General features: G+C 58.6%; 22 protein-coding genes. 14 read left to right on the forward strand and 8 right to left on the reverse strand.

What is annotated here, in order from left to right; genetic code table 11:
* Positions 1–13: 13 nt before the first annotated feature.
* From ACN0TA_RS11040 to ACN0TA_RS11080, 9 genes are read left to right on the forward strand one after another with little or no spacing between them, the layout of a single operon-like run.
* Positions 14–4,231, forward strand: coding sequence for a VWA domain-containing protein (locus ACN0TA_RS11040; RefSeq protein WP_417582800.1), 4,218 nt, complete (start codon positions 14–16; stop codon positions 4,229–4,231).
* A complete protein-coding gene (locus ACN0TA_RS11045) occupies positions 4,228–5,244 on the forward strand; it encodes an AAA family ATPase (protein WP_417582802.1) in 1,017 nt (338 codons plus the stop codon). The genes ACN0TA_RS11040 and ACN0TA_RS11045 overlap by 4 nt, the downstream gene beginning before the upstream one ends.
* Positions 5,244–6,119: a DUF58 domain-containing protein gene (locus ACN0TA_RS11050; protein ID WP_417582804.1), complete on the forward strand. Its 876-nt coding sequence runs from the start codon at positions 5,244–5,246 to the stop codon at positions 6,117–6,119. The genes ACN0TA_RS11045 and ACN0TA_RS11050 overlap by 1 nt, the downstream gene beginning before the upstream one ends.
* Complete coding sequence (locus ACN0TA_RS11055; RefSeq protein ID WP_417582806.1) at positions 6,116–7,084, forward strand: ATP-binding cassette domain-containing protein; 969 nt, start codon at positions 6,116–6,118, stop codon at positions 7,082–7,084. Before ACN0TA_RS11050 ends, ACN0TA_RS11055 begins: the two co-directional genes overlap by 4 nt.
* Positions 7,081–7,875, forward strand: coding sequence for an ABC transporter permease (locus ACN0TA_RS11060; protein WP_417582808.1), 795 nt, complete (start codon positions 7,081–7,083; stop codon positions 7,873–7,875). The genes ACN0TA_RS11055 and ACN0TA_RS11060 overlap by 4 nt, the downstream gene beginning before the upstream one ends.
* Positions 7,876–7,897: 22 nt before the next feature.
* Positions 7,898–8,932 (forward strand): ABC transporter substrate-binding protein, encoded by a 1,035-nt coding sequence (locus ACN0TA_RS11065; protein WP_417582810.1) that lies wholly within the window; start codon positions 7,898–7,900, stop codon positions 8,930–8,932.
* Positions 8,933–8,961: 29 nt separating this feature from the next.
* Positions 8,962–9,786: an ABC transporter ATP-binding protein gene (locus ACN0TA_RS11070; RefSeq protein WP_417582812.1), complete on the forward strand. Its 825-nt coding sequence runs from the start codon at positions 8,962–8,964 to the stop codon at positions 9,784–9,786.
* Between the two features lie 9 nt (positions 9,787–9,795).
* Entirely contained in the window at positions 9,796–10,608 is an 813-nt protein-coding gene (locus ACN0TA_RS11075) for an ABC transporter permease (RefSeq protein ID WP_417582814.1), read from the forward strand.
* Positions 10,608–11,453, forward strand: coding sequence for a substrate-binding periplasmic protein (locus ACN0TA_RS11080; protein ID WP_417582816.1), 846 nt, complete (start codon positions 10,608–10,610; stop codon positions 11,451–11,453). Before ACN0TA_RS11075 ends, ACN0TA_RS11080 begins: the two co-directional genes overlap by 1 nt.
* Before the next feature lie 11 nt (positions 11,454–11,464).
* On the opposite strand, the gene ACN0TA_RS11085 is transcribed toward ACN0TA_RS11080, so the two are convergent.
* Together ACN0TA_RS11085 and ACN0TA_RS11090 are read right to left on the reverse strand one after the other, a co-directional pair.
* The gene (locus tag ACN0TA_RS11085; RefSeq protein ID WP_417582818.1) at positions 11,465–12,379 is read right to left on the reverse strand and encodes a dihydrodipicolinate synthase family protein; all 915 of its coding nucleotides are present in this window, start codon (positions 12,377–12,379) and stop codon (positions 11,465–11,467) included.
* 62 nt (positions 12,380–12,441) lie between these two features.
* On the reverse strand, positions 12,442–14,733 hold the full coding sequence (locus ACN0TA_RS11090) for a putative bifunctional diguanylate cyclase/phosphodiesterase (protein ID WP_417582820.1): 2,292 nt from the start codon (positions 14,731–14,733) through the stop codon (positions 12,442–12,444).
* Positions 14,734–15,110: 377 nt separating this feature from the next.
* Here ACN0TA_RS11090 and ACN0TA_RS11095 point away from each other — a divergent pair, with 377 nt between their 5' ends.
* Positions 15,111–15,851 carry an N-acyl amino acid synthase FeeM domain-containing protein gene (locus ACN0TA_RS11095; protein ID WP_417582822.1) on the forward strand — a complete coding sequence of 247 codons (741 nt, stop codon included), beginning with the start codon at positions 15,111–15,113 and terminating at the stop codon, positions 15,849–15,851.
* Between the two features lie 7 nt (positions 15,852–15,858).
* On the opposite strand, the gene ACN0TA_RS11100 is transcribed toward ACN0TA_RS11095, so the two are convergent.
* Positions 15,859–16,719 (reverse strand): alpha/beta fold hydrolase, encoded by an 861-nt coding sequence (locus tag ACN0TA_RS11100; RefSeq protein ID WP_417582824.1) that lies wholly within the window; start codon positions 16,717–16,719, stop codon positions 15,859–15,861.
* A 135-nt stretch (positions 16,720–16,854) separates the two neighbouring features.
* Between ACN0TA_RS11100 and ACN0TA_RS11105 the strand changes: the two genes are divergently transcribed.
* Positions 16,855–17,688: a class I SAM-dependent methyltransferase gene (locus ACN0TA_RS11105; protein ID WP_417582826.1), complete on the forward strand. Its 834-nt coding sequence runs from the start codon at positions 16,855–16,857 to the stop codon at positions 17,686–17,688.
* A 77-nt stretch (positions 17,689–17,765) separates the two neighbouring features.
* On the opposite strand, the gene ACN0TA_RS11110 is transcribed toward ACN0TA_RS11105, so the two are convergent.
* The 5 genes from ACN0TA_RS11110 to ACN0TA_RS11130 are packed head-to-tail and all read right to left on the reverse strand — an operon-like array spanning position 17,766 to position 21,797.
* Complete coding sequence (locus ACN0TA_RS11110; RefSeq protein WP_417582828.1) at positions 17,766–18,266, reverse strand: GAF domain-containing protein; 501 nt, start codon at positions 18,264–18,266, stop codon at positions 17,766–17,768.
* Between the two features lie 15 nt (positions 18,267–18,281).
* Complete coding sequence (locus ACN0TA_RS11115) at positions 18,282–19,025, reverse strand: ABC transporter ATP-binding protein (RefSeq protein ID WP_417582830.1); 744 nt, start codon at positions 19,023–19,025, stop codon at positions 18,282–18,284.
* Positions 19,022–19,858, reverse strand: a complete 837-nt coding sequence (locus ACN0TA_RS11120) for an ABC transporter ATP-binding protein (protein WP_417582832.1) — start codon at positions 19,856–19,858, stop codon at positions 19,022–19,024. The genes ACN0TA_RS11115 and ACN0TA_RS11120 overlap by 4 nt, the downstream gene beginning before the upstream one ends.
* Entirely contained in the window at positions 19,855–20,760 is a 906-nt protein-coding gene (locus ACN0TA_RS11125; RefSeq protein ID WP_417582834.1) for an ABC transporter permease, read from the reverse strand. Before ACN0TA_RS11125 ends, ACN0TA_RS11120 begins: the two co-directional genes overlap by 4 nt.
* Positions 20,760–21,797 carry an ABC transporter permease gene (locus ACN0TA_RS11130; protein WP_417583059.1) on the reverse strand — a complete coding sequence of 346 codons (1,038 nt, stop codon included), beginning with the start codon at positions 21,795–21,797 and terminating at the stop codon, positions 20,760–20,762. The genes ACN0TA_RS11125 and ACN0TA_RS11130 overlap by 1 nt, the downstream gene beginning before the upstream one ends.
* Before the next feature lie 177 nt (positions 21,798–21,974).
* Here ACN0TA_RS11130 and ACN0TA_RS11135 point away from each other — a divergent pair, with 177 nt between their 5' ends.
* The 3 genes from ACN0TA_RS11135 (at position 21,975) to ACN0TA_RS11145 (ending at position 25,393) form a co-directional block, all read left to right on the forward strand.
* Positions 21,975–22,649 carry a helix-turn-helix domain-containing protein gene (locus ACN0TA_RS11135; protein ID WP_417582836.1) on the forward strand — a complete coding sequence of 225 codons (675 nt, stop codon included), beginning with the start codon at positions 21,975–21,977 and terminating at the stop codon, positions 22,647–22,649.
* Positions 22,646–24,232 (forward strand): ABC transporter substrate-binding protein, encoded by a 1,587-nt coding sequence (locus ACN0TA_RS11140; protein WP_417582838.1) that lies wholly within the window; start codon positions 22,646–22,648, stop codon positions 24,230–24,232. Before ACN0TA_RS11135 ends, ACN0TA_RS11140 begins: the two co-directional genes overlap by 4 nt.
* Positions 24,233–24,301: 69 nt before the next feature.
* Positions 24,302–25,393 (forward strand): M24 family metallopeptidase, encoded by a 1,092-nt coding sequence (locus ACN0TA_RS11145; protein ID WP_417582840.1) that lies wholly within the window; start codon positions 24,302–24,304, stop codon positions 25,391–25,393.
* Positions 25,394–25,429: the final 36 nt, after the last annotated feature.

A 25,429-nucleotide genomic window follows, 5' to 3' on the forward strand; every position in this document is an offset into this window, starting at 1 on the left:
TGTGGCCCACCCCATGATCGGATTTGCCGCGCCATTTTTCGCGATCCTGCTCGTCGCGGCCGGATTTGTCTGGTTCCTGCACAGCCGTAGGGAATACAGGCAAGTGGTGCCCAGTCTTACGCTTTGGCGGCAACTGCAGACCCATGCGGGGCTAAAGCCGAAAGCGCGGTTGATCCCCCCGATCACGCTCCCTCTGATATTCCAAATTCTAGCCGTCGCGCTACTGTCTCTGGCGCTGGCTCAGCCCTTCTGGGGCGGCCGCACCGTACCAGATCACTTGATCGTCATAATCGATACCGGCGCCGGGATGGGGACGGACGCCGAGGGTACGACGGCATTCGAAACGGCGAGAGATTCAATCGTCGAGAAATTTTCTCGTGATCTGCAACCGACGCCTGAGCGTGTCTCGGTGATTGCTGCGGGACCGCAGCCTTCCTACATCGCGGCACGATGGGCGTGGTCGGGCGATGCATTGGCCAGCGCTCTGGCCCAAGTATCCCAAACCGATGGCGCCCCCGATTGGCAGGAGACGGCCCGGCTCATTCCCGGCATTGTCCGCGCCGACGACGCCACCGAAGTGCTGTTTGTCTCCACGGCCCCGCCGCCCACCGGATTTTCCGACGGCCTCGACGATGTGGTCATATCTCAACATATCATCGCGACGCAGGGCGATAACGCCGGCATCAGTGGTTCACTGACGTTGACCGATGCTGCACGAAACGCCTGGACGTTGAGCGGCATCGGCCAAATGGGGGAAAACGACACGCTGCCCATTACCGTGCAATACGCAGCGGACAGCAGCAGAACGCCCCTCGACTGGACGACGATCACGTTGGAGCGATCAGGTACAGACTCCGTAGCGTTTTCGGAAGAGATCGAGCTTCCCGGTCCGGGCTTTGTAACTGCCTATATTCCCGCCGACACCACCCCCCACGACAACAAGCTGCGCTTTATCGCCGAACCGAATGCCAACACCCTCGACATTCTCTATGTCGGCGATGGCGAACAGCCCCTGCTTCGGGCGCTAAACGCTGTGCCAGGCGTTCAGATTTTTCAGGATTCGGGGCTCAACGAAGTCGCAGACGAGTTCGATCTGGTAATCGTGGAAGCAGACGGGCCTGTGGCTGCGCCAAAGACCAATATGATCAGTATTGAGACAGGGAGCACTCCGCTTGCCGATGCCGACCCCGACGATTGGGCGGTTGCTCACCCCCTCTCGCAAGACATCGACTGGCCAGCTCTTACCATAGAAGCGGCATCAGGGCTGACGATTGCGCCCGGTGAAACGACACTGCTGTCAGCTGATGGCGTGGCGCTGATATCAGCGGCCGCGAACGAAACCGGACGGCAAGTCCGCATCGGCTTTGACCCGCGACAATCGAACTGGCCTGAAACCACTAGCATGCCGATCTTTATCGCCAACTTCATAGATTGGATCGGCCAAACGCCAGGCGCTGAGCCACCCACGAGCTGCACAGTGGGGCTGCCCTGCCGGCTCGATGCGCGCCTGTTGGACCAGCCGCTCCTCAATCTCGAAAGGCCTGGCGCGCCGGTAGCGCGCGTGCCCGATGGAGATTTTATCCCCGATTCCGTTGGACTCTTTCGCGTGGGTCAGGGCGCCCTGACCCATCTTTTTGCCGTCAACCCCGCAGCGCAAGACCCCAAGGCTGGGAGCCTGGAGGACAATGTTGCTGCCGGTTGGCCGCAGGGCCTGGCGCTTTGGGCGCTCGGGGCCGGATTGGTTGTCCTGATCATCGAAGGTGCTATCACCGCGCGCAAGCAGGGCTGGATGCCACGCTTTTCGATGCTTCGTCTCGTCACACTGGGCCTGCTGGTGGCCGGGATCGCCAATCTTGCGTGGCCGTGGCCGGGTTCAGGCACGAGCGTCGTGGTCGTGAGTGCCCAGAACGCTGACATCCCACCCGCGAGCTCCAATGCTGTGGGCACGGCCCAGATCGGCAGCCTTGTCTCTGGCCCTGCAGCCCGGATCGAGGCTGACATCGGTGCAAGAGGGACAGCTATAGCCAATGTCTTGCGCGTGACGCACACAGCGCGAGCTGTCGAGCTTGCAGCCGCGATGATCCCACCCCTAGGGGAGCGACATCTGGTTCTGGCCGGCGACACGGCGGTCGAGCCTGAACTCGGACGGATTCTGGCCGCCCGCGGCATAATTGTCGATTATCTCGAAACCCCGCCTCTCGATGACCGGGAAATTTTGGCGGGACATCTCGACGTGCCCCAACAGGTACTCACAGGCGAAGCGGTGCCGTTCACTGCGCTCATCCATAGTGCCGGTGCACAGACGGTGAGCATGGACGTCTTTGCGAACGGCGAGTCTGTCGCAACCCAGAACGTGGACCTCGTGCCCGGCCAAAACCGCATAGAGGCCGTTCTGCCCGAAATCGAAAGCGGCGAAAACCTTGTCGAAGTCCGACTTGCCGCGACCGACCCCCATCCGCAAAATGACGCGATGGGACAAGTGTTGTCCACGGCCCCGGTCCGCCCCGTCGCCATCATTTCAGCCGACCCTGCCCATGGCGAAGCCTTTCAAAGACTACTGGAAAGTCAAGGGCTTGAGGCCGTCGTACTCGAGCCGCGTCGCGCGCCCTATTATATTAAAGACTGGCTGGAGTTCGGCGATATCGTGCTTTTGAACACGCCTGCCCTCTCGCTTACGACGCTGCAGCAATCCCTGATCGAAACTGCGGTCAAAGACTATGGCATGGGGCTATTGATCCTTGGCGGGCCGAACAGCTTTGGTCCCGGCGGATATTTCGGCACACCGCTCGAAGCCGTATCGCCGCTGTCCAGCCGTGTGCCACAGGATGCGCCCGAAGTCGTTATGGTTTTTGTCCTCGACCGCTCGGGATCGATGCAACAACCCGTGGGTGAAGGCAATCGGCTTGACGTTGCCAAGAGCGCGACACTGGCGGCCACCGAGCTGCTTAATCCCCAGAGCCGGGTCGGCATCGTCGCCTTCGATGCCGAGGCACAGACATTGCTGCCGCTGACCCGGCTTGCCGATGCGCCTGACGCGGCACAGGCATCGCTTGAGGGCTTCGACCCAGGTGGAGGTACCGCCATTTACCCCGGCCTGGTTGAAGCACTCGCACTACTCGAGGGCGTCGATGCACCGGCAAAACATGTTGTGATGATGACCGATGGGCTGAGCCAACCAGGAGATTTTGCCGGCATCGTCGGTCGGCTGCGCGCGGAAAATGTAACGGTTTCGGCAGTTGCCATCGGACAGGGTGCCGATACCAACATCGCCCGCACCATCGCCGATCTTGGCGGCGGTGCAGCCCATGTCACCTCAGACTTTGAAGCGCTCCCATCAATTTTGTCCCAGGAAGCGATGCTGTTCGCTTCACCGGTCAAGGAAGGTGTGACCCAACCTGTTTGGCAGGACCGCAGTGCTAATTTTCTACAGGCACTTCCCCCGCAACTGCCGCCGTTGACCGGCTTTGTCAGCACGACTGCAAAACCCGATGCGGAACTGGTGGCGACAACCACCGATGATGAAGGACGCGATATGCCCGTGCTTGCCTATTGGCGATATGGCAACGGCATGTCCATGGCGCTGACGACCGATGCGACAGGGCCTTGGTCGGAAGCGTGGCAGCGCCTGCCCCAATACGGTGCGCTTTGGAACGATATTTTACTCCAGTTCCAGCCGACAACGCCCCGGCCCGGCCTGACGTTGACCACGCAGAGCGATGGCGATTATCTAGATGTGCGCGTCAGTGCCCTCGACGAAGAGGGGCTGCCACTGACCGGTCGCACACTGTCGGCCACGATCACACCACCGAATGACCAAGCAGCCCAGATCACACTTTTGAGCGAAGTGCGGCCCGGGCTTTATCAAGGTCGGCGCGTCCTCGATGCCGTTGGTCGTTATGGCCTGAGTATCGAACAGGGCGATGAAACCGAGCCGGTCCAAGCAGCCTATTACCATGCCTATGATACGCGCTATGATTTCACGCGTCGTGGCGGCGCAGACGCTCTGGCACGCGCGACTGGCGGAAGGGCAATAGCCCCCGCCGAGATTTCCACGCTCGGGGCGGGTCTGACCCTCACCTGGCTGCGCAACTGGCCCGCATGGGCACTCTTGGCCTTTGCGGTTTTTCTTATCGATCTCGCTCTGCGCTATCGCAGATTTTCAACCCGGCGCCGTTCCGGAACATCAACTGACCACACTCGGACCTCGCGCCAAGGAGCATCAATCTCATGACTGCGATCTCGCCACACACATCACTCGAGGACGGCGCGCCCCAACTGGCCGCGCTGCGCGAAGCGCTGGTCCGCACACGCGAATCCGTTGCGACGACGGTGATCGGGCAGCATGGGGTTGTCGATCTCATGCTGATCGCGCTCATGGCAGGCGGTCACGTTCTACTTGAAGGACCGCCGGGTGTCGGCAAGACCTTGATGGTACGTTCGCTCGCCAAAGCTGCCGGGCTGAGTTTTTCTCGGGTGCAATTCACTCCGGACCTCATGCCGGCCGATATCACCGGGGCCTCGGTGCTGGTGCCGGGTGTCGACGGTCGCACACAGCTCGAATTTCGCAAGGGCCCCATCTTTGCGCAACTGCTCTTGGCTGACGAAATCAACCGCGCCACACCGCGCACGCAGTCCGCCCTCCTCGAAGCCATGCAGGAAGGCACTGTGTCGGCTGGTGGCACCACAATGGACTTGCCCAAGCCCTTCTTTGTTCTGGCAACGCAGAACCCCATCGAAATGGAAGGCACATACACGCTGCCCGAAGCCCAGATCGACAGGTTCCTGTTTCGCATCGACGTGCCATATCCCGACCAGGAGGTCCTGACGGGCATTCTGACGGCAACAACAGGAATCACTCGGGACACGCTGACCCAGGCGATGACCGCCGAGGATATATTGGCTTTGCAGACCCATGTGCGCTCTGTGCCCATCGCCACGGCAATTCAGCAGGCGATTGCAAAATTCTGTCTGGCCACCCAGCCCGGCGGCGCAACGGCAGACAAAGATGTTTCGAAATATGTCCGGTTTGGAGTCAGCCCGCGCGGTGCGCAGTCCCTTGTTGTCTCGGCCAAGGCACATGCATTCATGGCTGATCGCAACCACGTCTCGATTGACGATTTGCGCGCGGTTCTGTTGCCGGTCATGCGCCATCGCGTCCAAGTCAATTTCGAAGGTCGCGCAGCCGATATCGACATCGACAAAGTGTTGTTGCGCCTCTTCGATCAAACCATGGGTAAGCTCTGATGCGTCCCCCATCCGCTCTTCTTGAACGCATGACCACCAGCCGTTTGCTGCCAGCCTTCGCGCAGCCATCGGTGGGCACGGGCGAGCGCCCTTCGCGCCGCAAGGGAGCGGGTATGGAATTTGTCGACCATCGCCCCTATCAGACAGGCGACGACACAAGGCACCTCGATCCGCATCTTTATGCACGCACAGGCGAGTTCGTTGTGCGTGAGTATTCTCTCAACCAACAATTACCAGTCACCATAGTTCTTGACCTGTCAGGATCGATGAGCGCGGGCACCGGTGAAAAACGCGACCACGCCAAGCTCATTGCCCAATTGCTTGGGTTTGCTGCGCTTACCGGCGGCGACCGCGTGCAAATTGTGGTGCCCGGCGAAAAGACGAATATCTTTTCCCCGCGCTGGCACGGTGGCGCCCGCGCAGACTTGATGTTTGATTGGGTTGCCAGAGCCCCCGACGCGGGCCGGGCCGATCTTGAGGATACCTTGCGGGCGCTGCGCCGCGACCTGCCTTCACACGGGTTGGTCATCGTCGTGAGCGACTGGTGGGATGGCGATGTCGGCCCGGCGCTCGATATCTTGTTTTCCGCTGGGCACGAACTTCTTGCCATCCAGATCCTCTCGCCGCAGGAAATCGATCCGGCGACGATTGAAACAGGCGTTGTCACTATGGAAGACGCGGAAACCGGTGCCGAGCTCGAACTGTCCATAGATGCCGGGCTCTTGAGCCGCTACCGCAAGCTGTTTGCCGCCCGACAGGAAGAAATACGCGGACTTTTCAATTCAAAACACTGGCATTTCGTGACCGTATCGACTGACGATGATATCAGCCAGTTATTCACCCGCACGCTGCGGGCACAGGGAGTTCTTTCATGAGCGATGATGCCGCGGTCGCACCAGCAATTCTGGTAGAGGGCGTATCCAAGCGTTTTGGCCGCGTGCTGGCGCTCGATGACGTCTCCCTCTCGGTGCCGCAGGGCGAAACATTTGCTTTGCTCGGTCCGAACGGTGCGGGCAAATCGAGCCTGATCGATATCCTGTGCACCATTAGCCAGCCTGACGGCGGCCGCGCCGAGATCGCCGGGATCGATGTTGTCAAACAGCCCCTGCGTGCGCGCAAGCAACTGGGCGTGGTGTTTCAGGAAGCGACCCTCGATACTCGTTTGTCGGTTTACGAAAACCTCGATTTTCACGGTATGGTCTATCAGATGAGCCGGGCAGACCGGCGGCGGCGCATCGATGAAATGCTGAGCCTTGTCGAACTGACCGACTGGCGCGATGCCGTAGCAAGAACGCTTTCGGCCGGTATGCGGCGGCGGCTGGAAATCGCACGTGGCCTCATGCACCAGCCCAAAATCCTGTTTCTCGACGAACCGACTGTTGGCCTCGATGCCCAGTCGCGAGCCAAGATCTGGTCCTATCTCGAGCAGCTTAGAAAAAGTCAGAACCTGACCATAATCGTGACCACTCACTACATTGAGGAGGTCGACACCTGCGACGCGATCTGCATCATCGATCACGGCAAGATCCTGGCCAGCGGCACACCGGAGTCGCTCAAGGCGGCGCATGGCACGAGCCTTTTCCGCGTCACTCCGCGTACCCCCCAAGCCCACGCTGCACTCTTGGCGCGCTATCCCGAGACGGTTGAAGGGGCCGAAGGGCAATTGCTCATCAAGGCCGAGAACGCAGGCAGTGCGGATGCCTTGCTGGCCGAGTTCGGCACCCAGTTGCGCCAGGTATCCGTGGATCAGCCCAGTCTCGAAAGCGTCTTTCTCTCGCTCACCGGGCGCGATCTGCGCGAAGCGCCCCCGACCACAAGCAAGAAACGGGGGCGTCGATGAACCAGTCCACGCCCAACGCGATAGCTATTCAACCGGGCGGCGAGCCGGGCCCTTGGCTCGTTGCTGCAACCCGGATCGGGTTTCTGGGGCTCTTGATCATCCTGTGGTGGATCGCCTCGATCAATGTCGCGCGCAATATCATCCCCTCGCCCTGGGCAACGCTCCAGGCGGCAAGCGGGCTGTTGCAGGAAGGTCGTTTGCAAGCCGCCTTTATAGATTCGGTTTCAATCTATCTCTCGGGCTATGGCCTGGCCATCCTGTGCGCCATCCCCCTCGGTGTAGCGATGGGGGCGTTCAATCTGTTCGGCCGCACACTCGAGATATACGTTTACGCACTATCGGCAACGCCGCGCGTGGCATTTATCCCGCTGATCATCGTTTTGCTCGGCCTGGGCAGCGAGGCAAAGGTCTTCATTGTCTTTCTAGGCGCCGTGATGCCCATTCTGATCAACACCTATGCCGGTGTGCGACAGTCCGACCCCGAACTTATCGAGATGGCGCGTTCGGTCGGCGCGGGCCGCCTGCGGATATTTACAAAGATCGTCCTGCCCGGAGCTGTGCCTTACGTCATAGTGGGCCTGCGGCTGGGGGCCACAATCGGGCTTATCAATACAGTTGTTGCCGAGCTTTATACGGCAGTCCGCGGCCTGGGCGGGCTACTGGCTATATACGGCAACACATTCAGGATGGCGGAGTATTTCGTCATCGTCCTTTCGCTGGCAGTCATCGGAGTCATCGTGACCGAAGGACTGCGTTTCGTCGAACTGCGCCTCGCCAAATGGCGGCGCTAAAAACCCCTAAGGGAGAGAGTAGATGACCAGAAAAACCATGATGCTGGCCCTCGCCGGATCGGTCGCGAGCCTGGCCCTGACGACCGGTGCAGGCCTTGCTCAATCAAGTGAACCATTCCGTCTGATCGTGACCCATCTCGAAGCGCCACTTGTACCAAACTCGGTAATGGATCTGGCGCTCCAGCTTGGTTATTTCGAGGCCGAGGGTGTCGATGTCGAGCTGGTGCGGGTACAGCAGACCCCTTCGGCCATCGCCGCACTGCAATCGGGTGACGGCGAGATGGCCAATATTGGTGTCGATGCGCTCTTGCAGGTAATTCACAACGGCGCAACCGATTTCCGCGCCGTCACATCGCCCAACAAATCGCTGCCCTTCCTCATCGCCTCCAAGCAAGACATCGTGGCTCCCGCCGATCTGGCGGGCCGCAGTTTTGGTGTCGGTCGGGTGGGCAGTCTCGATCATTCGCTGTCGACGCTGGTTCTGTCGAGCCAGGGTGTTTCGATCGACGATTCCGAAGTCGTCGCACTCGGTCAGCCCAGCGTTCGTGCCCAGGCGCTTCTAGCGGGTCAGGTCGATGCAACGACAATGTCGATTGGCGTATGGAGCGAGTTGCCCGACACCGAAGGGCTGCATGTCTTGATCGATCAGGATGCCTATTATGAAGGTGCTCCGGTGGTCAACAAGGTCAATGCCGTGTCTGGCGACGTACTTGCCGAACGTGCTGACGATGTTGAAGCCGTGATCCGGGCGCTGACCAAGCTGTCACGTGACTTCGCTGAAAGCCCCCAGATGTGGGTTGATGCAATGACAGACGCTCGCCCGGACGTCAGCCCCGACGTACTCGAAATGCTCGCCGACTCCTTTGTCGGAAGCTGGAGCGTCAATGGCGGCATGAGCGTCCAGGAGCTGACCTTCACAAGCGAGTGGCTCTATGAAACCGAGGACTTCGCCGATATCGAGCCTCTGGCGCTTGAAGAGTGGGTCGATTTCGCGCCCGTCGACGCCGTCCTCGCCGATCTGGGCACCGACGACACCATGGACCCCGCCGATCGATGAGCGTGGTCCGTTTCCCGGGAGGTGATCACGTGGCACCAAAGCCGCAGGCGTCAAAGACCCTGCTCACATTCGCCGATGTGCAAAAACGCTTCGTCCAGTCTGACGGCACCGTCAACACGGCTGTCGATGGCGTTTCGCTCGACATCGTAGAACGCGAATTTGTTGCCCTTATCGGCCCTTCTGGATGCGGAAAGACAACTGTACTAAGGCTGGCCAACGGCCTGATCGTTCCCGATACGGGATCTGTCAGGATCGACGGCCAGCCGCCTCGGCCCGGCCCAGACATGGGATTTGTATTTCAGGCCTTCCGGCTCATCCCCTGGGCCAACGTACAGGCAAATATCGAGTTCGCCTTGGAAAGCCTGGAGCTTTCAAAAGCCGAGCGTGCCGAAAGGGCCAGGCATTATCTCGATCTCGTGGGGCTCTCGCGTTCGGCAAAAGCCTATCCGGCCCAGCTTTCAGGCGGCATGAAACAGCGTGTCGCTCTGGCGCGCGCATTGGCCGGCGAACCGCGCGTCCTGTTAATGGACGAGCCGTTTGCAAGCCTTGATGCCCAGACCCGCGAGTTGATGCAGGGTGAGCTGCTCTCGATCTGGCGGCGTCTGACCCCCACTGTGATGTTTGTCACCCATAGCGTGGACGAGGCGCTGGTGCTTGCCGATACAATCGTCGTGATGGGAGCTGGCAAAGTGCTCGAAACCATCACGATAGACCTGCCCCGCCCACGGCTGACAGTGGAAATGCGTGCCGATCCCCGATTTCTCGAACTGCGGTCCTACCTCTGGAACCGCATTCGCGACCTTGTTCTCACCGACCCGGCCTCTGAGTTTTACGGCCGAAATCTCAATGAATAGGAGCTCCCGATGACCGCCATATGGGGACAACTGGTCGGCGTTTATGCGATCTGGCTTCGCGAGGTCAAACGCTCGCTGCGCGACAAGGGACAACTGATCGGCGGCATCAGCCGTCCCTTGCTATGGGTTCTTATTCTGGGCATCGGGCTCAATCCGTATTTCCGGGGCGAAGTTTATGGAGAAGTGCGGTTTGTCGTGCCCTATACCTATCTTCAGTTCATCTTCCCCGCCGTCATCGTTCTCAACATTCTCTATACCTCGATCCAGTCGGCGGTTTCGCTGATCTGGGACCGCGAGTTCGGCTTCCTGCGCGAAGTGCTGGTCTCTCCGATGTCGCGCAACATGATTCTTCTGGGCAAAGTGCTGGGTGGCGCGACCACCGCGGTGATCCATGGCTGCATGGTGCTGGTGGTAGCGCGTTTTGTTGGCGTCGCTCTGACGCTCGAAACAGTCCTTGCAGCGCTGGGTTTGATGTTTGTCCTTGCTTTCGGTCTGACCGCATTCGGCATCGTCATCGCCAATTACGTGCGCGGTTTCGAAAGCTTCGGGGTGTTCTCGAACGCCGTGATCCTGCCGCTGTATTTTACCGCAAGTTCTGTGTTCCCGCTCGATCCCGCACTCACGCGCGCGCAGACATTGGTGACCTACCCTGAATGGCTGGTGATCATCGTCGAGCACAATCCGCTGACATACGCAGTCGACGCCATGCGCGGCATACTTATCAAGTTCAACCAGTTCGACCCCGCTCTTGGCTTCCAAGTTGTGGGAGGCATGGCCGTCGGTCTCTTCCTGCTGGCCATGTGGGAGTTCAGGAAAGTCTGATGTCTACTCCTGCTTCCAATCGACCGCGCAAACGGCACTGGCTGTTCGACATGATACCGCTCGGCCTGTGTTTTGCGCTGCTGTTCGGCGTTAGTTTTCTGCCCCCAGACAATGCGCGCTACGAGGTCGACAGGCTCGGCCGGCTGAGCGTTTGCATGCCGAGCCTTTATCCACCTCTCGTCACAGGCAATTCTGAAACGCCCGGCTTCGAGGTCGAGCTGATGCAGGAAGTCACCGAGCGGCTCGGCTGGCGGCTTAATATAGTGTCCAATGCTTCGATGGGGCGCGACTTTAACCCCCGCAACTGGCGCATAAATCGCGCCCAGTGCCAGATGCTGGCGGGAGGAATTGCGATCAATTCAACGACGAGTTCGTTTCTCGACACCACGGCGCCGCATCTACTAACGGGATGGGCTTTGATCGCACCGCCAGGCGCGACAATCGACACTATCGACAGTCCCGTCGGGTTCATGGCGGGCTTGACCGGCCTCGACCGGATTGGACTGGGCCAGTTCCTGCGCCAGCAGGACATTACGGCCACGATCGTCAATGACGCGAGCACCCTGCGCTCGCGTATGGAGGCTGGCGACTATGATGCAGCGATCACCGAAGCGTTGCTGGCCAGCACAACCTTCTCGGACGCAGATGTACAGATCACTGTTCTTGGCGCCCCTCTCGAACGCATTCCATTGGGTATGGGATTTTGGAAAGGGGATTTGACGCTGAAGCGCGCCGTCGAGACTACCCTTGCCGAGATCCGCGCCGATGGGACGCTTGCCGCCATTGCCGAACGGTATGACCTGGACGTTGATATCCTGTGTCCGTCCGGGGCCGGCATTTGTTGAAATGCGCACCCTCAGGCTGCGACGTCCATCTGCCAACCGATTTTGACGAGCTGATCGATTAACACTTGCGCGTCGTGATCTGAAAGCGCGATCAAAGGCGGGCGCAGCGTTTTGAGGCGCTGATCGTTCAATTTTCGGGACAACACAGCCTTGGCCGCTGCAATCAGCGGATAGCCAGCAAAAACTTGTCTTATGGCGGCTGCACGTGCCTGCAGTGCACTCTCTTGTTCGCTTCCCAACGCCTCGAGCAATGCGCGTATGCCCGAGGGATTGATGTTACCTGAAGCGCTGATGCAACCAACTCCGCCAAGGGCTGCCGCGCGCACGATGACGCCTTCTGAACTCGGAAAGACCCTGAAGCCGGGAAAGGTCTTGAGCAACGCTTCGGTGTTATCCCAATCGCCCGAACTGTCCTTGATCCCAAGGACAGTTCGCGGGTGGGCATCGATCAGCCGGGCGACGAGATCATGCGGGACCCCCACCCCTGTCATCTGGGGAATATGATATAGCCAAAGCCCGAGATCTGACGATCCGACGGCCTGGATGATCGTATCGTACGCCGCAAACAAACCATCGGACGTTACCGGCTTGTAGTAGAATGGTGGCAGTGCCAGTACCCCACCGCAACCCAGCGATACAGCATGGCGGGTCAGCGCTATCGTATCGGTTATCGAACACGTCCCGACGCCGGGCATAAGCACTGAAGGGTCCACCCCCGCCCCGACAAGACCCTCAAGTAAGTCCATCCGTTCAGTGGTCGAAAGCGAATTGGCCTCGCTTGTCGTACCCATCACCGCCAAACCGTGCGCACCATTGGCCAACAGCCATTTGCATGTATCGACAAACGCGTCCCGGTCCGGTGTCAGGTCTGGTTTGAACGGGGTAATGGCAGGCACGAGCAAGCCGCCAAACATTGTCTTGGGCATAGCGAAAATTCCTCATTTGCGCGATGCGAAAGCTGGCACGCGCCTTCGACCGAGGCAACGCTTCATGCCACCTTGTCGAAATCGATCCGACCGGCTGCGAGGAACCGGGGTATATCGATGGCGCGGATGGGCGGCGAGAACAGAAAGCCCTGGACCTCATCGACGCCTGGCAGCTCCCGGAGCAACGCAAGTTGGCGCGGCGTCTCGACACCTTCAACCACAACGGACATCCCCAACTCCGAGCTCAGGCTCGCCACACCGGCCAGCAGGCGACGCGAACGGCTGCTCACCTCGACATCCTGCAGGAAAGACCTGTCGATCTTCACCTTGTCGAGAGGGAAGTGATGAAGATAGCTCAGGCTGGCATAACCGGTCCCGAAATCATCAAGGGAAATGCGCACGCCAAGGCTGCGCAGCTTGTCGAGCGTTCCACGGGTCGCTGCGGTGTTTTCGAGGAGCAGGGATTCAGTGATCTCGATTTCGAGTCGATGGGCCGGCAGACCCGATTTTTCCAGCGCCGACATGACCGAAGAAATCACATCGCCGCGCCGGAACTGGACCGGCGAAATATTGACGGCGACATTGACGGTTGCCGGCCAGTTCATGCACTGCCGGCAGGCCTCGTGCAAAATGAACTCACCCAACTCGATGATCAGATTTGTTTCTTCGGCCACCGGAATAAACTCGCTTGGCGAGATCAGACCGCGCTGAGGATGCCGCCAGCGGGCCAGCGCTTCGCACACCGAACTCTTGCCCGAGCGCATATTGACGATGGGCTGAAAGAAGACCTCGAAATTCCCGTTATCGATAGCATTACGGATATCAATCTCAAGGGCGCGTCGCGCCTGGACCCTGGCGTCCATGTCCGGCTCGAAAAAGCGCCAAACACCACGACCGTCGGACTTGGCGCTGTATAGCGCCAGATCGGCACACTTGAGCATTTGTTCAAAGCTGGTCCCATCGCGGGGCGCCATGGCGATGCCAATGCTTGCGCCGATAACAAACTGATGGTCCTGAACGGTAAAGACCTCGGCCAAAGTCCGCACTATGCGTTGCGCGACTTGGCTGGCTTCATCGACCTGCCCGTTGAGTTCACGCAGAACGACAAACTCGTCCCCCCCGAGCCGGGCAATGATGTCGGTCGGCTTCATGACCTTGCGCAAACGGTCTGCAACAAGGCACAAAAGCGTATCGCCGCATGGGTGACCGAGCGTATCGTTGACCACCTTGAACTGATCGAGATCGATGAACAGCAATGCACAAGGTTGGCCACGCGAGACCAGTGCCTCGAACTGCTCCTGGAAGTGAGACCTGTTCGGCAGCCCAGTCAAAGCATCGTAGCGGGCAAGGTGCTCGATCCGTGCCTCTGCCTTGCGCTTCTCGGTGATATCTTCGATCAAGAGCACAAAGCCACCAGCCTCAATAGGCTGAAAGGTCAACTGAAGGATTCTGTGACCGGAAGCGTCGACCACAAGCGCATCGCCACCCTCCGATCCAAGCCAGCGCCGGAAAGCGGAAAGCACCACATCGCTGCCTGGGCTTGTTACCCCATTGGCGCTGAGCGCCGTGGTGAGAACTGAAGTAGCCTCCTGGCCCTTCCAGGTGGCACGACCATCGAGATTGAGCAGGCTGGTAAACCTGTCGTTGAAGACCACGAGCCTTTGGTCTGCGTCGAACATGCACAGCCCATGGGGCATGTTGTTTACAGCTGTATCGAAGTGGGTAGCGAGCGCACGCAGATCGTGTGAAGCCACAACGGCGTCAAAAAGGGTAAAGCGCAGCCGCGTAGCTATGGTCCGCACACTGAGAAAAAAAGGTATGAGCAAGACGGCCAGGAACACGTAAGCCGTTTCCATACGGAGCAGAAGCCCCATGATCATCGGTATTGCAGCGCTTGCCGTTGTGAACGTAACAAGCTGGTCGGACGAGTAGTTTCGTCCGGTAATGCCGATCATATAGGCCAGGCATACGGCAAAGCTGACAAGATGGACGGCCGCATCCTTCGAGAGCGCAAATGCCAGAAAACACCAGAGGCTCAGCAATACTGCGAAAGTCGATGAGCCCACGATATAGCGCCGTTCCCATCCGCGCGCCTCGTCAACTGTTTGCGCGCTGGACGTCTTGCGCTGATAGGCGTTCATGTCCATCCAACGCAGCAGGCCGGTTAGCGCAAGTGGCAGGGAGCACAGTGCCAGCCAGACAATGCCGCTGATCCATCCCGTCACGAGCGAAGCGGCCACCGCGCTGGCGGTGCCTGAAAAGAGTGAACGCCGGTCCCTGTAAAGTGCGCTCACCGAGGAAATATAGACCTCGGCGGGGAGGTTGGGCGCGTTTTCGGGAGAGCCTATACCCATGGTTAATTCGCCATACCCCTACAGAACCAATACGATATAAATTGAATACTTTTAAAATTCACTCACATCATCCCGACAATTTTAAATATTAACTCAAATCAGGAAAGTGAATGAAGACATTTTCCTACTAATAGAGCGCAATTTTGGCGCCATTCTCTTAAATTTCAAAAAACATGCAGAAGCCCGACCTGACGTCAGGCCGCATAGATTACATGTATTAGTTGGTTAATACTTAGTTAACGCTTAATTTTGGCATATGGATATGGAGCATAAATGCCAAAAAAGGCCATTGCGCGACCCGTGGCATGACAGGCCGTCAATTGACCGTAGTTAAAATTTAGTTAAAAGTGTCCCTAGTACGGTTAAGGGGGCAGTTCATGAGTTCACTAGCATCAGCAGGGACAGTTTCATTTTCCCAGCGCCTGATCGATTTCCTCAAGCGTATCGAATACCGCAGGCTCGAAGGCCCGGGAGATCGCGAGCATGCGTTCCATTTACGCTATGAAGCTTACGTGCGCGAAGGCATGATTCCGATTGGGTTTGAAAAACGCCTGACCGATGACTACGATCACTCTGAAAACGTGCATGTATTTGGCGTTTACATGGATGGCGACATGGCCAGCACCATTCGTGTACATTACGCCAGCCCTAAAAATCCCCACTCCCCTACTGTCGACGCGTTCCCAGAAACGTTGCGTCCCGAGATCGACAAGGGACATATCGTTGTGGATCCGACGCGCTTTGCCGTCAGCCCCTCAGTAAGCGGAAGACATCCGGAATTGCCCTATATCACGGCCAGACTTGGCTTTCTCGCCTCTGAATATTATAGCGCAAGTCTGGGCCTTGCATCCGTACGCGTTGAGCATCAGGCGTTTTATCGCCGCCTGTTCGGCATGAGGCCATTGTGCCCACCCCGCCAATATCATGGCTTGAAAAAACAGTTAAGCCTTATGGGCATTGACTATTGCGCTGTACGGGAGAGCGTTATTGCGCGCTACCCTTTCATGAACACTACAGCGGCAGAGATGGATTATTTGTTCGGGCCTGTTCATTCTTCACTCGAAACTATGGCCACAGCAGTGTTCTCGGGACGAGTGGAGCCCGCCAACCTCCACTAAATGCAAATCAGCCGTGGCGCCGGTGCAATCCCGACGCCTGGCTATTCGCCGCATAGGCCGCAGCATCGTTGATGAACCGGCCAAGCAATGCGTTGAACTGTTCAGGCGCCTCAAGAAACGGGGCATGTCCGGCCGCGTCAATAACATGACACTGCCCATCCCAAAGATTGGCATAATCTAGGCCCGCCAGATAATCGAGGCGGGCAAATGGCTCCCGCTTGCCATTGACCACCGCGAAAGGGACTGGGCTGTGCTCGACGACTTTTTTCTGATCGACGCCGGCGCCCATCATCAGGCCATGTCCCATGACTTTTCTCATCCGCCAGTCGGCACGCGCGATCGCGTCATGCAAGTTCTGAGGCGCTGCATCGCCAAAACACAACCGCGCCAGCCTCGCCATTTCCCTGCGGGTCAACCGACCCTTCGTCGTCAATGTGAGATCGAACTGCTTGTGAAAGCCACGGAGCAAACCGAGCACGCCACCGGATACCGGCGGTGTTCCAACAGCCATAAGCCCGGCTATGCGCGGATCTTTGTCAAGCAGCTCGATACCGACATGACCGCCAAGAGACCATCCGACAACCGCTATGGCTTCGACACCAAGCGCATCGATCAGCTCAACAACGGTGTCGGCAAATCCAGGAATTGTGTAGCCAGCCTTGGGGTCGGCGGCATTGTCCGACGCACCGTGGCCGGGCAAATCGATAGCGATGAAGCGATATCGATCTGCCAAAGGCGATTCAAATTGTTTGTAGAAAGCTGCGCTGGAACTCGAATTGCCGTGCAAAAACAACACCGGAAAGCCTTCTCCCCGGGTTTCAAGCAACGCGATGCTGGCTTGTCTCGTCTTTATGCGGCTGTACAACATCTCAGGTTCCACTCAGGATACCAGTTGAGCCAAACTACCGGACCGGACGTGTAAGCCACGTTAACGGCACCATCGAGAGCTTTCCGCGCACAAAATCCCAGTGCAACAGCCGACACCTTATCTTCAGAGGACCCCATGAGCGCCCAGCAGACCCAAGCAAAAGAGCACGATTATATCCTGGGCCATTCCCAGCGCGAGCTGGTTCGGCTTGAGCGTCAGGCTGCCCTGTTCGCAGAGCTGACGCGCGACATTCTGCTGCGCTCGGGGCTGAAAGAGGGTATGCGCGTCCTCGATGTTGGGTGCGGAGTTGGCGACGTTTCACTGATTGCAGCCGAAATCGTCGGGCCCCAAGGCAAGATTATAGGACTTGATCCCTCCGAAGCTGCACTTTCGGTGGCCAGGGCACGTGCGCAGGCCAAGGGCCTTGATGTGAAATTTGTTTCCGGCACGCTCGAGGACGCAACACTCCCCGCTGACATCGATGCAGTGACCGGCCGCTTTCTCTTGCTGCACATGGCCGATCCAGGCGCCGCAATGGCCGGTCTGGCCCAGCGCCTGAAGCAAGGAACGCTTGTCACGTTTATCGAGTTCGATATCTCAACGTCTTATGCTCAGCCGGCCCTGCCGCTCTTGCACAAATGCATCGATCAAATCAGTGAAGTGTATCGCCGTTCAGGCCGCACTGCCGATATGGGCGCAGCACTCTATCCAGCATACCGCACGGCGGGACTATCACCGGCCATGATCGGGCTGACGCGGATCAGCAACGATCAAGATGTGGACGGCTTCGAGTTCATCGTCGAATCCACGCGGAGCCTCATGCCGGCCATGGAAGCCCTTGGCATCGCAAGTCCAGACAATATCGATATCGGGACATTGCACGAGCGGCTCATCGCCGAAGCTCAGGCCGGAAACGATCCCTGCATCTACTATCCGCGTCTCGTTGGCGCATGGGCGCGCGTTGGCTGAAATCGGCCCGGCGCCGAGGGCACGGCGGCCGGATCATCCAGCCGTCACCCAACCTGCACGCGCGCTCGCAAAATCTTTCAGGCCCGCTGTGCAATCAGTAAAGCGAGCTTTGCCGGGATTGAGATTTCGCGTTTGATCGCCTCGACCCGCTCCGGAGCGTAGTGATGTTCAACGTCGAGCATGTTGACGGTGCCGACAAGCTCACCGGCGAGTACAACCGGTAGATTGACCACCGACTGACACCCAAGGGAATCGATAAGCTCGTAGTCGGGGAACACAGTCGATATGTCCTCGATGGTGTTTGCCACGAACAGCTGACGCTCTTTGTGGACGATATCGAACCAGCGATCATAGCGGATGGGTTTGGTGCCCGAGGCTGGGTAGCTCTCGGGGTCGGACGTATAGGACCGACGCGCGACCTCGGCCTCCATATCCACTTCCATTACAGTGAACAGCTTCGCCCCGACAATCTGGCGCGCCAATTCCTGGAGCGCCCCAAATGCCGCTTCAGCCGTTGTGGCGGCGGCGATGGCGGCATCAAACTGCAGGCGTGCGGAAACGGTATCGGAACTTGTCATGTCAAAATCCTTGAATCAGGCGGGGACACCGCCACTTGCGGCAAAAAGTTCGCGCGAATAGGGGTCGGCAAACGTGCCGGCGCGCAATTGGGAAGCCGTGGCGACTTCGACGATCCGACCGTGGCGCATCACGGCCAGACGATCGCAAAGGAAGGCAACAACGGGCAGATTGTGGGTCACGATAAGGTAGGTCAAGTTCTGCTCGCGCTGCAGGCGCTTGAGAAGATTGAGGATTTCTGCCTGCACCGAGACGTCGAGCGCCGAGGTGGGTTCGTCCAGGAGCAAGACTTTGGGTTCGAGCATCAACGCCCGAGCAATGGCGACGCGCTGACGCTGGCCGCCCGATAGCTGGTGCGGGTAGCGAAATCTGAACCGCCGATCGAGCCCGACAGCTTTGAGCATCTCTTCAACACGCTCTCCGCGATTGCCGTGGCCATGAATGGCCAGCGGTTCGGACAAAACCGAGTCGATGGTCTTGCGAGGATGCAGCGAACCGTAGGGGTCCTGAAACACCATCTGCGACGCGCGAACCGAAGCGGTCTCGATACCATGAGTGCGCGGCTCGCCCAACAGAGCGATCTCGCCGGTCCACTGCGGCGCAAGCCCGGCTATGGCGCGCAGAACCGTGGTCTTGCCTGACCCCGACTCGCCCACCAGCGCAAAGCTCTCCCCTTCCATTATGTCGAGGGAGATATCGTGAGTGATCGCCGTCTCGCCATAGGAGATCGAAAGATCCTTGAGTGTAATGGCGCTCGTCATGTCCCGCCCCAGCTTGCCCGATCGAGAACCGGCAGTTGTTCACGCGTCTCATCGAGCCGCGGCATAGCCGCAAGAAGGCCGCGTGTATAAGGATGTGTTGCATTGGCCAGATCCTTAGCCGCGCAACTTTCAACGATCTGACCGGCGTTCATCACCAATATCCTGTCGCAATAGCGCGAGACCAGATTGAGGTCATGGCTGATCAGGATAAGCCCCATGCCCTTGGTGCGAATGAGATCGTCGATGATATCGAGCACCTGAGCCTGCACCGAAACGTCCAGCGCAGAGGTCGGCTCATCGGCAATGAGCAGGTCGGGCTCGGGAATGAGCATCATGGCAATCATGATCCGCTGTCCCATGCCGCCTGAAACCTCATGCGGATAGAGTTTGGCAACGCGCGCCGGTTCGTTGATACGCACTGCCTCGAGCATCGATATAACGCGATCGCGTGCCTCCCGACCAGAAACCTTGTCATGCACCCTGAGCGCTTCGGCGATCTGTTCGCCAACGGTCATCACTGGATTGAGCGAAAACTTCGGGTCTTGCATGACCATCGAAATGCGCGCGCCGCGTATCGAACGCATCTGCTTTTCGCTTTGCGATAGAAGATCGATGCCATCGAAATTGAGCCTGTCGGCGCGCACGCGCCCTGGAGACCGGATGAGGCGCAGGATTGAGCGCCCAGTCATCGATTTCCCGGAGCCGCTTTCTCCGACAATCGCCAAACGCTCGCGCCCAAGGGAGAAGGAAATCCCTTTGACCACCTCGACGGGCCCGCGATGGGTCGAAAAAGAAACGCTCAGATTTTGGACGTCCAGCAGCGGGGTACTCAATGTTTTTCTCCCTGCTTGGGGTCGAGAACATCGCGCAGTCCATCGCCAAGGAAGCAAAAGCCAAGACTGACAACAACGATAGCGAGGCCGGGCATTGTTGCGACCCACCATTGGTTGAGAATGAAATCCCGTCCGGTTGCAATCATTGCGCCCCATTCAGGCAAGGGCGGTTGCGCACCAAGCCCGAGAAAGCCAAGTCCGGCAGCAGTCAGGATGATGCCAGCCATATCGAGTGTTACGCGGATAATCATCGACGAGGTACACAATGGCAGAATGTGCATGACGATGATGCGCAGGGGTGATGCACCCTGCAACTGCACTGCCGAGATGAACTCCGAATTGCGAAATGTAAGAGTCTCGGCACGCGCGATACGCGCATAGGCAGGCCATGTCGTCACAGCGATTGCGATGATGGCATTATTGATGCCCGGCCCGAGTGCGGCAACGAAAGCCAGCGCCAGTATAAGCTTGGGCATCGAAAGGAAGATATCGGTGATCCCCATGAGCACCCGATCGACCCAACCGCCGAAATAGCCCGACACAGCACCAATGACCAAGCCAAGCGGTGCAGCGATGACTGCCACAAGGCCGACGATCGTGAGCGTGATCTGCGAGCCATAGACGACGCGCGAGAAAATATCCCGACCAAGGGCGTCAGTGCCCATCAAATGATCCCAGCCTGGCGCCATCAGGCGATTGGAAAGATCCTGCCGGATGGCCGAATACGGCGCTATCCAATCGGCAGCCAGGGCGGTCACGATCAGGACGGTGATGATGATCAACCCCACGACCGTCAGCGGGTTGCTCAGCAGGCCCAGCGTAAGTCTGTAGAAGCGCCCGGCGAAAGCCTGCAATCGCGTGGTTGGAGAATCGGCAAGAAGCCAGTCACGTGTGGAGGCCATCAGCGCGCCCTCGGATCGAGGACGCGATAGAGCACGTCCGACAGTTTATTGATGAGGATGAACACGGCACCGATGACAAGTGTGGCACCCAGCACGGCATTCATGTCGGCATTGAACAGCCCCGTCGTCAGATAATTGCCGATACCGGGCCATGAAAAGACGGTCTCGATCATCACCGAACCTTCAAGAAGCCCCGCATAGGAAAGACTGATGACCGTGATCAGCTGAATTCGGATTGGGTAAAATCCATGCCGCCAGATCACCTGCCATTCTGGCACACCTTTGACGCGAGCCGTGGTCACGAACTCCTGGCTGAGCTGATCGAGCATGAATGAGCGGGTCATACGCGCGATATAGGCGAGCGAGAAGAAACCGAGGATTGAAGATGGCAGAACAATGTGGCTCACAGCGTCCCAGAACACCTCGACCTGACCGGTCAAAAGACTATCGACAAGCATAAGCCCGGTGATATGGGGCACCAGCCCATCGTAAAAAATGCCGACACGGCCCGGACCGCCAACCCAGCGAAGCTGCGCATAAAATAGCGCCAGCCCGACCAGACCGACCCAAAACGCCGGGATCGAATAGCCCAAAAGGCCAACGACGCGGATGACCTGATCGACCAGACTGCCCTGACGCGACGCCGCAAGAACGCCCATCGGCACACCCAGAAAAACACCGATCAGTATGCCGATAGTGGCCATTTCGAGCGTTGCGGGGAAGACGCGGGCCAGATCGTCGAGCACCGGACGCCCGGTGGAAACTGACGTGCCGAAATCACCGGTCAGAATATCGCCGACATAAGAAAAGAATTGCTGGTAAAGCGGCCGATCGAGGCCCATGGCAACGCGCGCCGCTTCATAGGTACTGGCCGAAGCCCTGTCACCGACAATAGCAAGGACAGGATCGATTGGCACGACGCGTCCGATGAAGAACGTAATCGCCAACAACCCCAGACAGGTCAGCGCCACAGTAACGACGAACCAGCCAACTTCCTTGAGCAGCGCATTGATGCGCCGGCGACTCCACTGCCGCACCGGCTGGTCTATCGGCTTGCTATCTGGCTGTCCGTCTAATGACACCGTGCCGCTACTCCTTTTGCGAACCCTATCAAACGATGGCGATTGGACCCTCGAGAACAAAAGAGATGTCACAATTCGCTTGGATCATACAAAATTTTTTGCTTAGATCAAAAAAATTTTGGTGGAGGCGCAATGACAGGGTTGGATGAAAGGGCGGCGACCGGCGACGGATCACCCAGAATCGGCGCCCTTGTTCGTGACCGCCGCAAGCAGCGACAGATGACGCTGCAAATGCTCGGCGACGCCGCCCAAACCTCAGTTGGCTATTTGAGCCAGATCGAGCGCGATCAAGCAACACCCTCCTTGGGCACCCTGGCCCAGATCGCCCGAGCGCTTGGCGTAAGGGTCGACTATTTCATTGCCGCTCCGACCGCCAAAGATGCGCTGAGCCAGGCCGACACTCGCCGCAAATTTTCCATCGATGGCACATCCATCGTCTATGAACGCCTTTCGACCGAATTCCCAGGCAACAGGCTTTCGTCTTTCATCATGACAGTGCCAGTAGGCTATCAATCGGAAACCGTAAGTCACGAGGGCGAAGAGCTGCTCTATGTTCTTTCGGGCACGATCACCCAGAGCCTGGCCAATGAGACGATGGTGTTGGGCGCCGGTGATGCGCTTCATTTTCGTGGCAACCAGCCGCACGCTTGGGCAAACCACGGCACCGAGCCAGCCAAGCTACTCTGGGCGGGCACGCTTGCGCTCTTTCAATCCATAACGGCGTCGAAGATTCTCCCAGACGCTCACAAGAAGCCGGACATCCAGCCGGTCACCCCAACATCAACGCAAAAGGAAGACCAATCATGAAGATTTTCCGCGCCGCATTGCTGGCAACGGCAATCGCCCTGCCGCTAACTCCCGTCGCCGCTCTTGCGGAGACACCTGCCGGCATCCTGGTCGTGGCCCAGAACATCGACGACATTGTCGCTATCGATCCGGCCCAAGCCTATGAATTCAGTTCGGGCGAACTTGTAACCAACGTCTATGACCGTCTCGTGCAGTACGATGCTGAAGACACAGCGGTTCTCGCCGCCGGTTTGGCCAGCGAATGGGAAGCCGACGACGAAAACAAGACCATCACCTTCACTATGCGCGAAGGCGCGACTTTCCATTCCGGCAACCCTGTCCGCCCGGAAGACGCCCTATTCTCGTTCAAGCGCGTCGTTGAGCTTGATCTGACACCGGCGTTTATTCTGACCCAGCTCGGCTGGACCCCTGAAAACATCGACGAAATGGTCACCGTCGACGGCAACACCGTTGTTGTTCGCTACGAGGGTGATTTCTCATCAGCGTTCGTCCTCAACGTGCTTGCGGCACGCCCTGCTTCGATCGTTGATGAAGTAACGGTCATGGCCAATGAAACCGATGGCGATATGGGCAATGGCTGGCTCAATGCCAATTCGGCAGGCTCGGGACCGTTCTCGCTTTCAGCCTATCGTCCTGCTGAAATCGTCCGCCTCGAATCCAACCCGGACTACTTCAACGGGGCACCAGCAATCGAAGGCGTCATCATCCGTCACGTCGCAGAAGCAGCCACTCAGCAATTGCTTCTCGAAACCGGCGATGTCGACCTTGCCCGCAATCTGACACCCGACCAGATTGCAGCGCTCGACGGCAGCGCCAAGGTGGAGACCTTCCCCCAGGCTGCAGTCCATTTCCTGTCCTTCAACCAGAAGTCCGAACAGTTGGCAGACGAAGCCGTTTGGGAAGCCGCGCGGTATCTGGTGGATTATGACGGCATGGCCGACAGCTTCCTTGCCGGTCAGATGGAAGTACATCAGGCATTCTGGCCCGATGGGTTCCCGGGCGCGCTCAACGACACGCCCTACAGCTACGACCCAGATCGCGCGATGGAAATCCTGGAAGAGGCAGGCATCGAAACCCCGATCACCGTCTCGCTCGACGTGATCAACGCTGCCCCCTTCACCGACATGGCTCAGTCACTGCAGGCAACATTTGGCGAAGCCGGGATCGACTTCGAGATCATTCCCGGCACCGCTGCTCAGGTCATCACGAAGTACCGCGAACGCAGCCACGAAGCGATGTTGCTTTATTGGGGCCCCGACTTCATGGATCCGCACTCCAACGCCAAGGCGTTCGCATACAACTCGGATAATTCCGACGAGGCGTATGCGGCAACGACAACCTGGCGCAATGCCTGGGCCGTTCCCGACGAAATGAACCAGGAAACAATGGCTGCCCTGGCGGAAGCTGATCCCGATGCACGCAACGAGCTCTACCTCGACCTGCAGCGCAAAGTTCAGGAAAATTCGCCGATCGTCATCATGTTCCAGGCCGCCTATGAGGTTGCCATGGCAGACAATGTCGATGGCTATGTGAACGGCGCCACATCCGACTTCGTATTCTATCGCCTTGTGACCAAGGACTAACAAACATCATATCGCACTTGGGAGCCGCCCACGGGCGGCTCCCTTTTCTGTTATATCCCGGAGACGATAATGACCGCACCTTCCCGCATCGATAGCCTTCGCCGGCGCATGGCCGAAACGGGCACAGACCTCGTCGCCATCGGGCCATCGAGCCACATGGTCTATTTGACCGGCGTCGATCCGCATGGAGACGAACGTCCGGTGATGTTGCTCGTTTCCGCAACCTATGCCGGCTTTCTGATGCCTGCGCTCAATCTGGACGCGGCGCGCAAATCTTCCAATTTGCCGATGGTGGCCTGGAGTGACAGTGACGGCCCCAACGCCGCACTCGCCAAGCTGCTAGACGATACCGGCATCGACCGTTCGGCACCTTCGATCGTCATCGACGAAACCATGCGCGCCGATTTCGCGCTGCTGCTGCTCGATGCTCTGCCGGGCGCCAAGCGCCGCTTTACAGGCGATACGGTTTCGTTCCTGCGCGCCCGCAAGGATGAGGATGAATGCCGCCGTCTCAAGGCAAGCCAATTGCTCAACGACAAGGCGATGCAGGCGGGCTTCGCCGCGCTCAAACCGGGCGTTACCGAGAGCGACGTCGCCTCGGTGATCCGCTCGGTCTATCTCGACAATGGCGCGCGCCCGCAGTTCGATCTCGTTTGTTTCGGCGAGAATGGCGCATTTCCGCACCATCATACTGGCGACACCGTCCTCAAGGACAATGACGCCGTATTGCTCGACATCGGCGGACGACTCGACGGGTATCCCAGCGACATGACACGTGTTGCCCATATGGGAGAGCCGAGCGAAGCCTTTAGCAGTGTCCACGCTATCGTCGACGCCGCAGTACAGGCAGCATTGGCAACGGCACGACCGGGCGTCAAAGCCAATGCGATCGACGCTGCAGCGCGCACAGTCATCGCGGAAGCAGGCTATGGGGAATTCTTCTTGCACCGCACCGGCCACGGCCTGGGCCTTGACGTTCACGAGCCTCCCTATATCGCCGCCAACAGCGACGCCGTGCTCGATGAAGGCATGGTGTTCTCCATCGAACCCGGCATCTACCTGCCCGGCCGTTTCGGAATCCGCCTTGAAGAAGTTGTCATCATGCGCGCCGACGGCCCTGAAGTTCTATCGGAACTGCCAAGAACAGCCGCGATCATTTAGAGACGAACCGATCACAGCATGCATGCTCGGCCTGGC

The organism is Pelagibacterium sp., assembly GCF_048264985.1.
GTDB lineage: Bacteria > Pseudomonadota > Alphaproteobacteria > Rhizobiales > Devosiaceae > Pelagibacterium.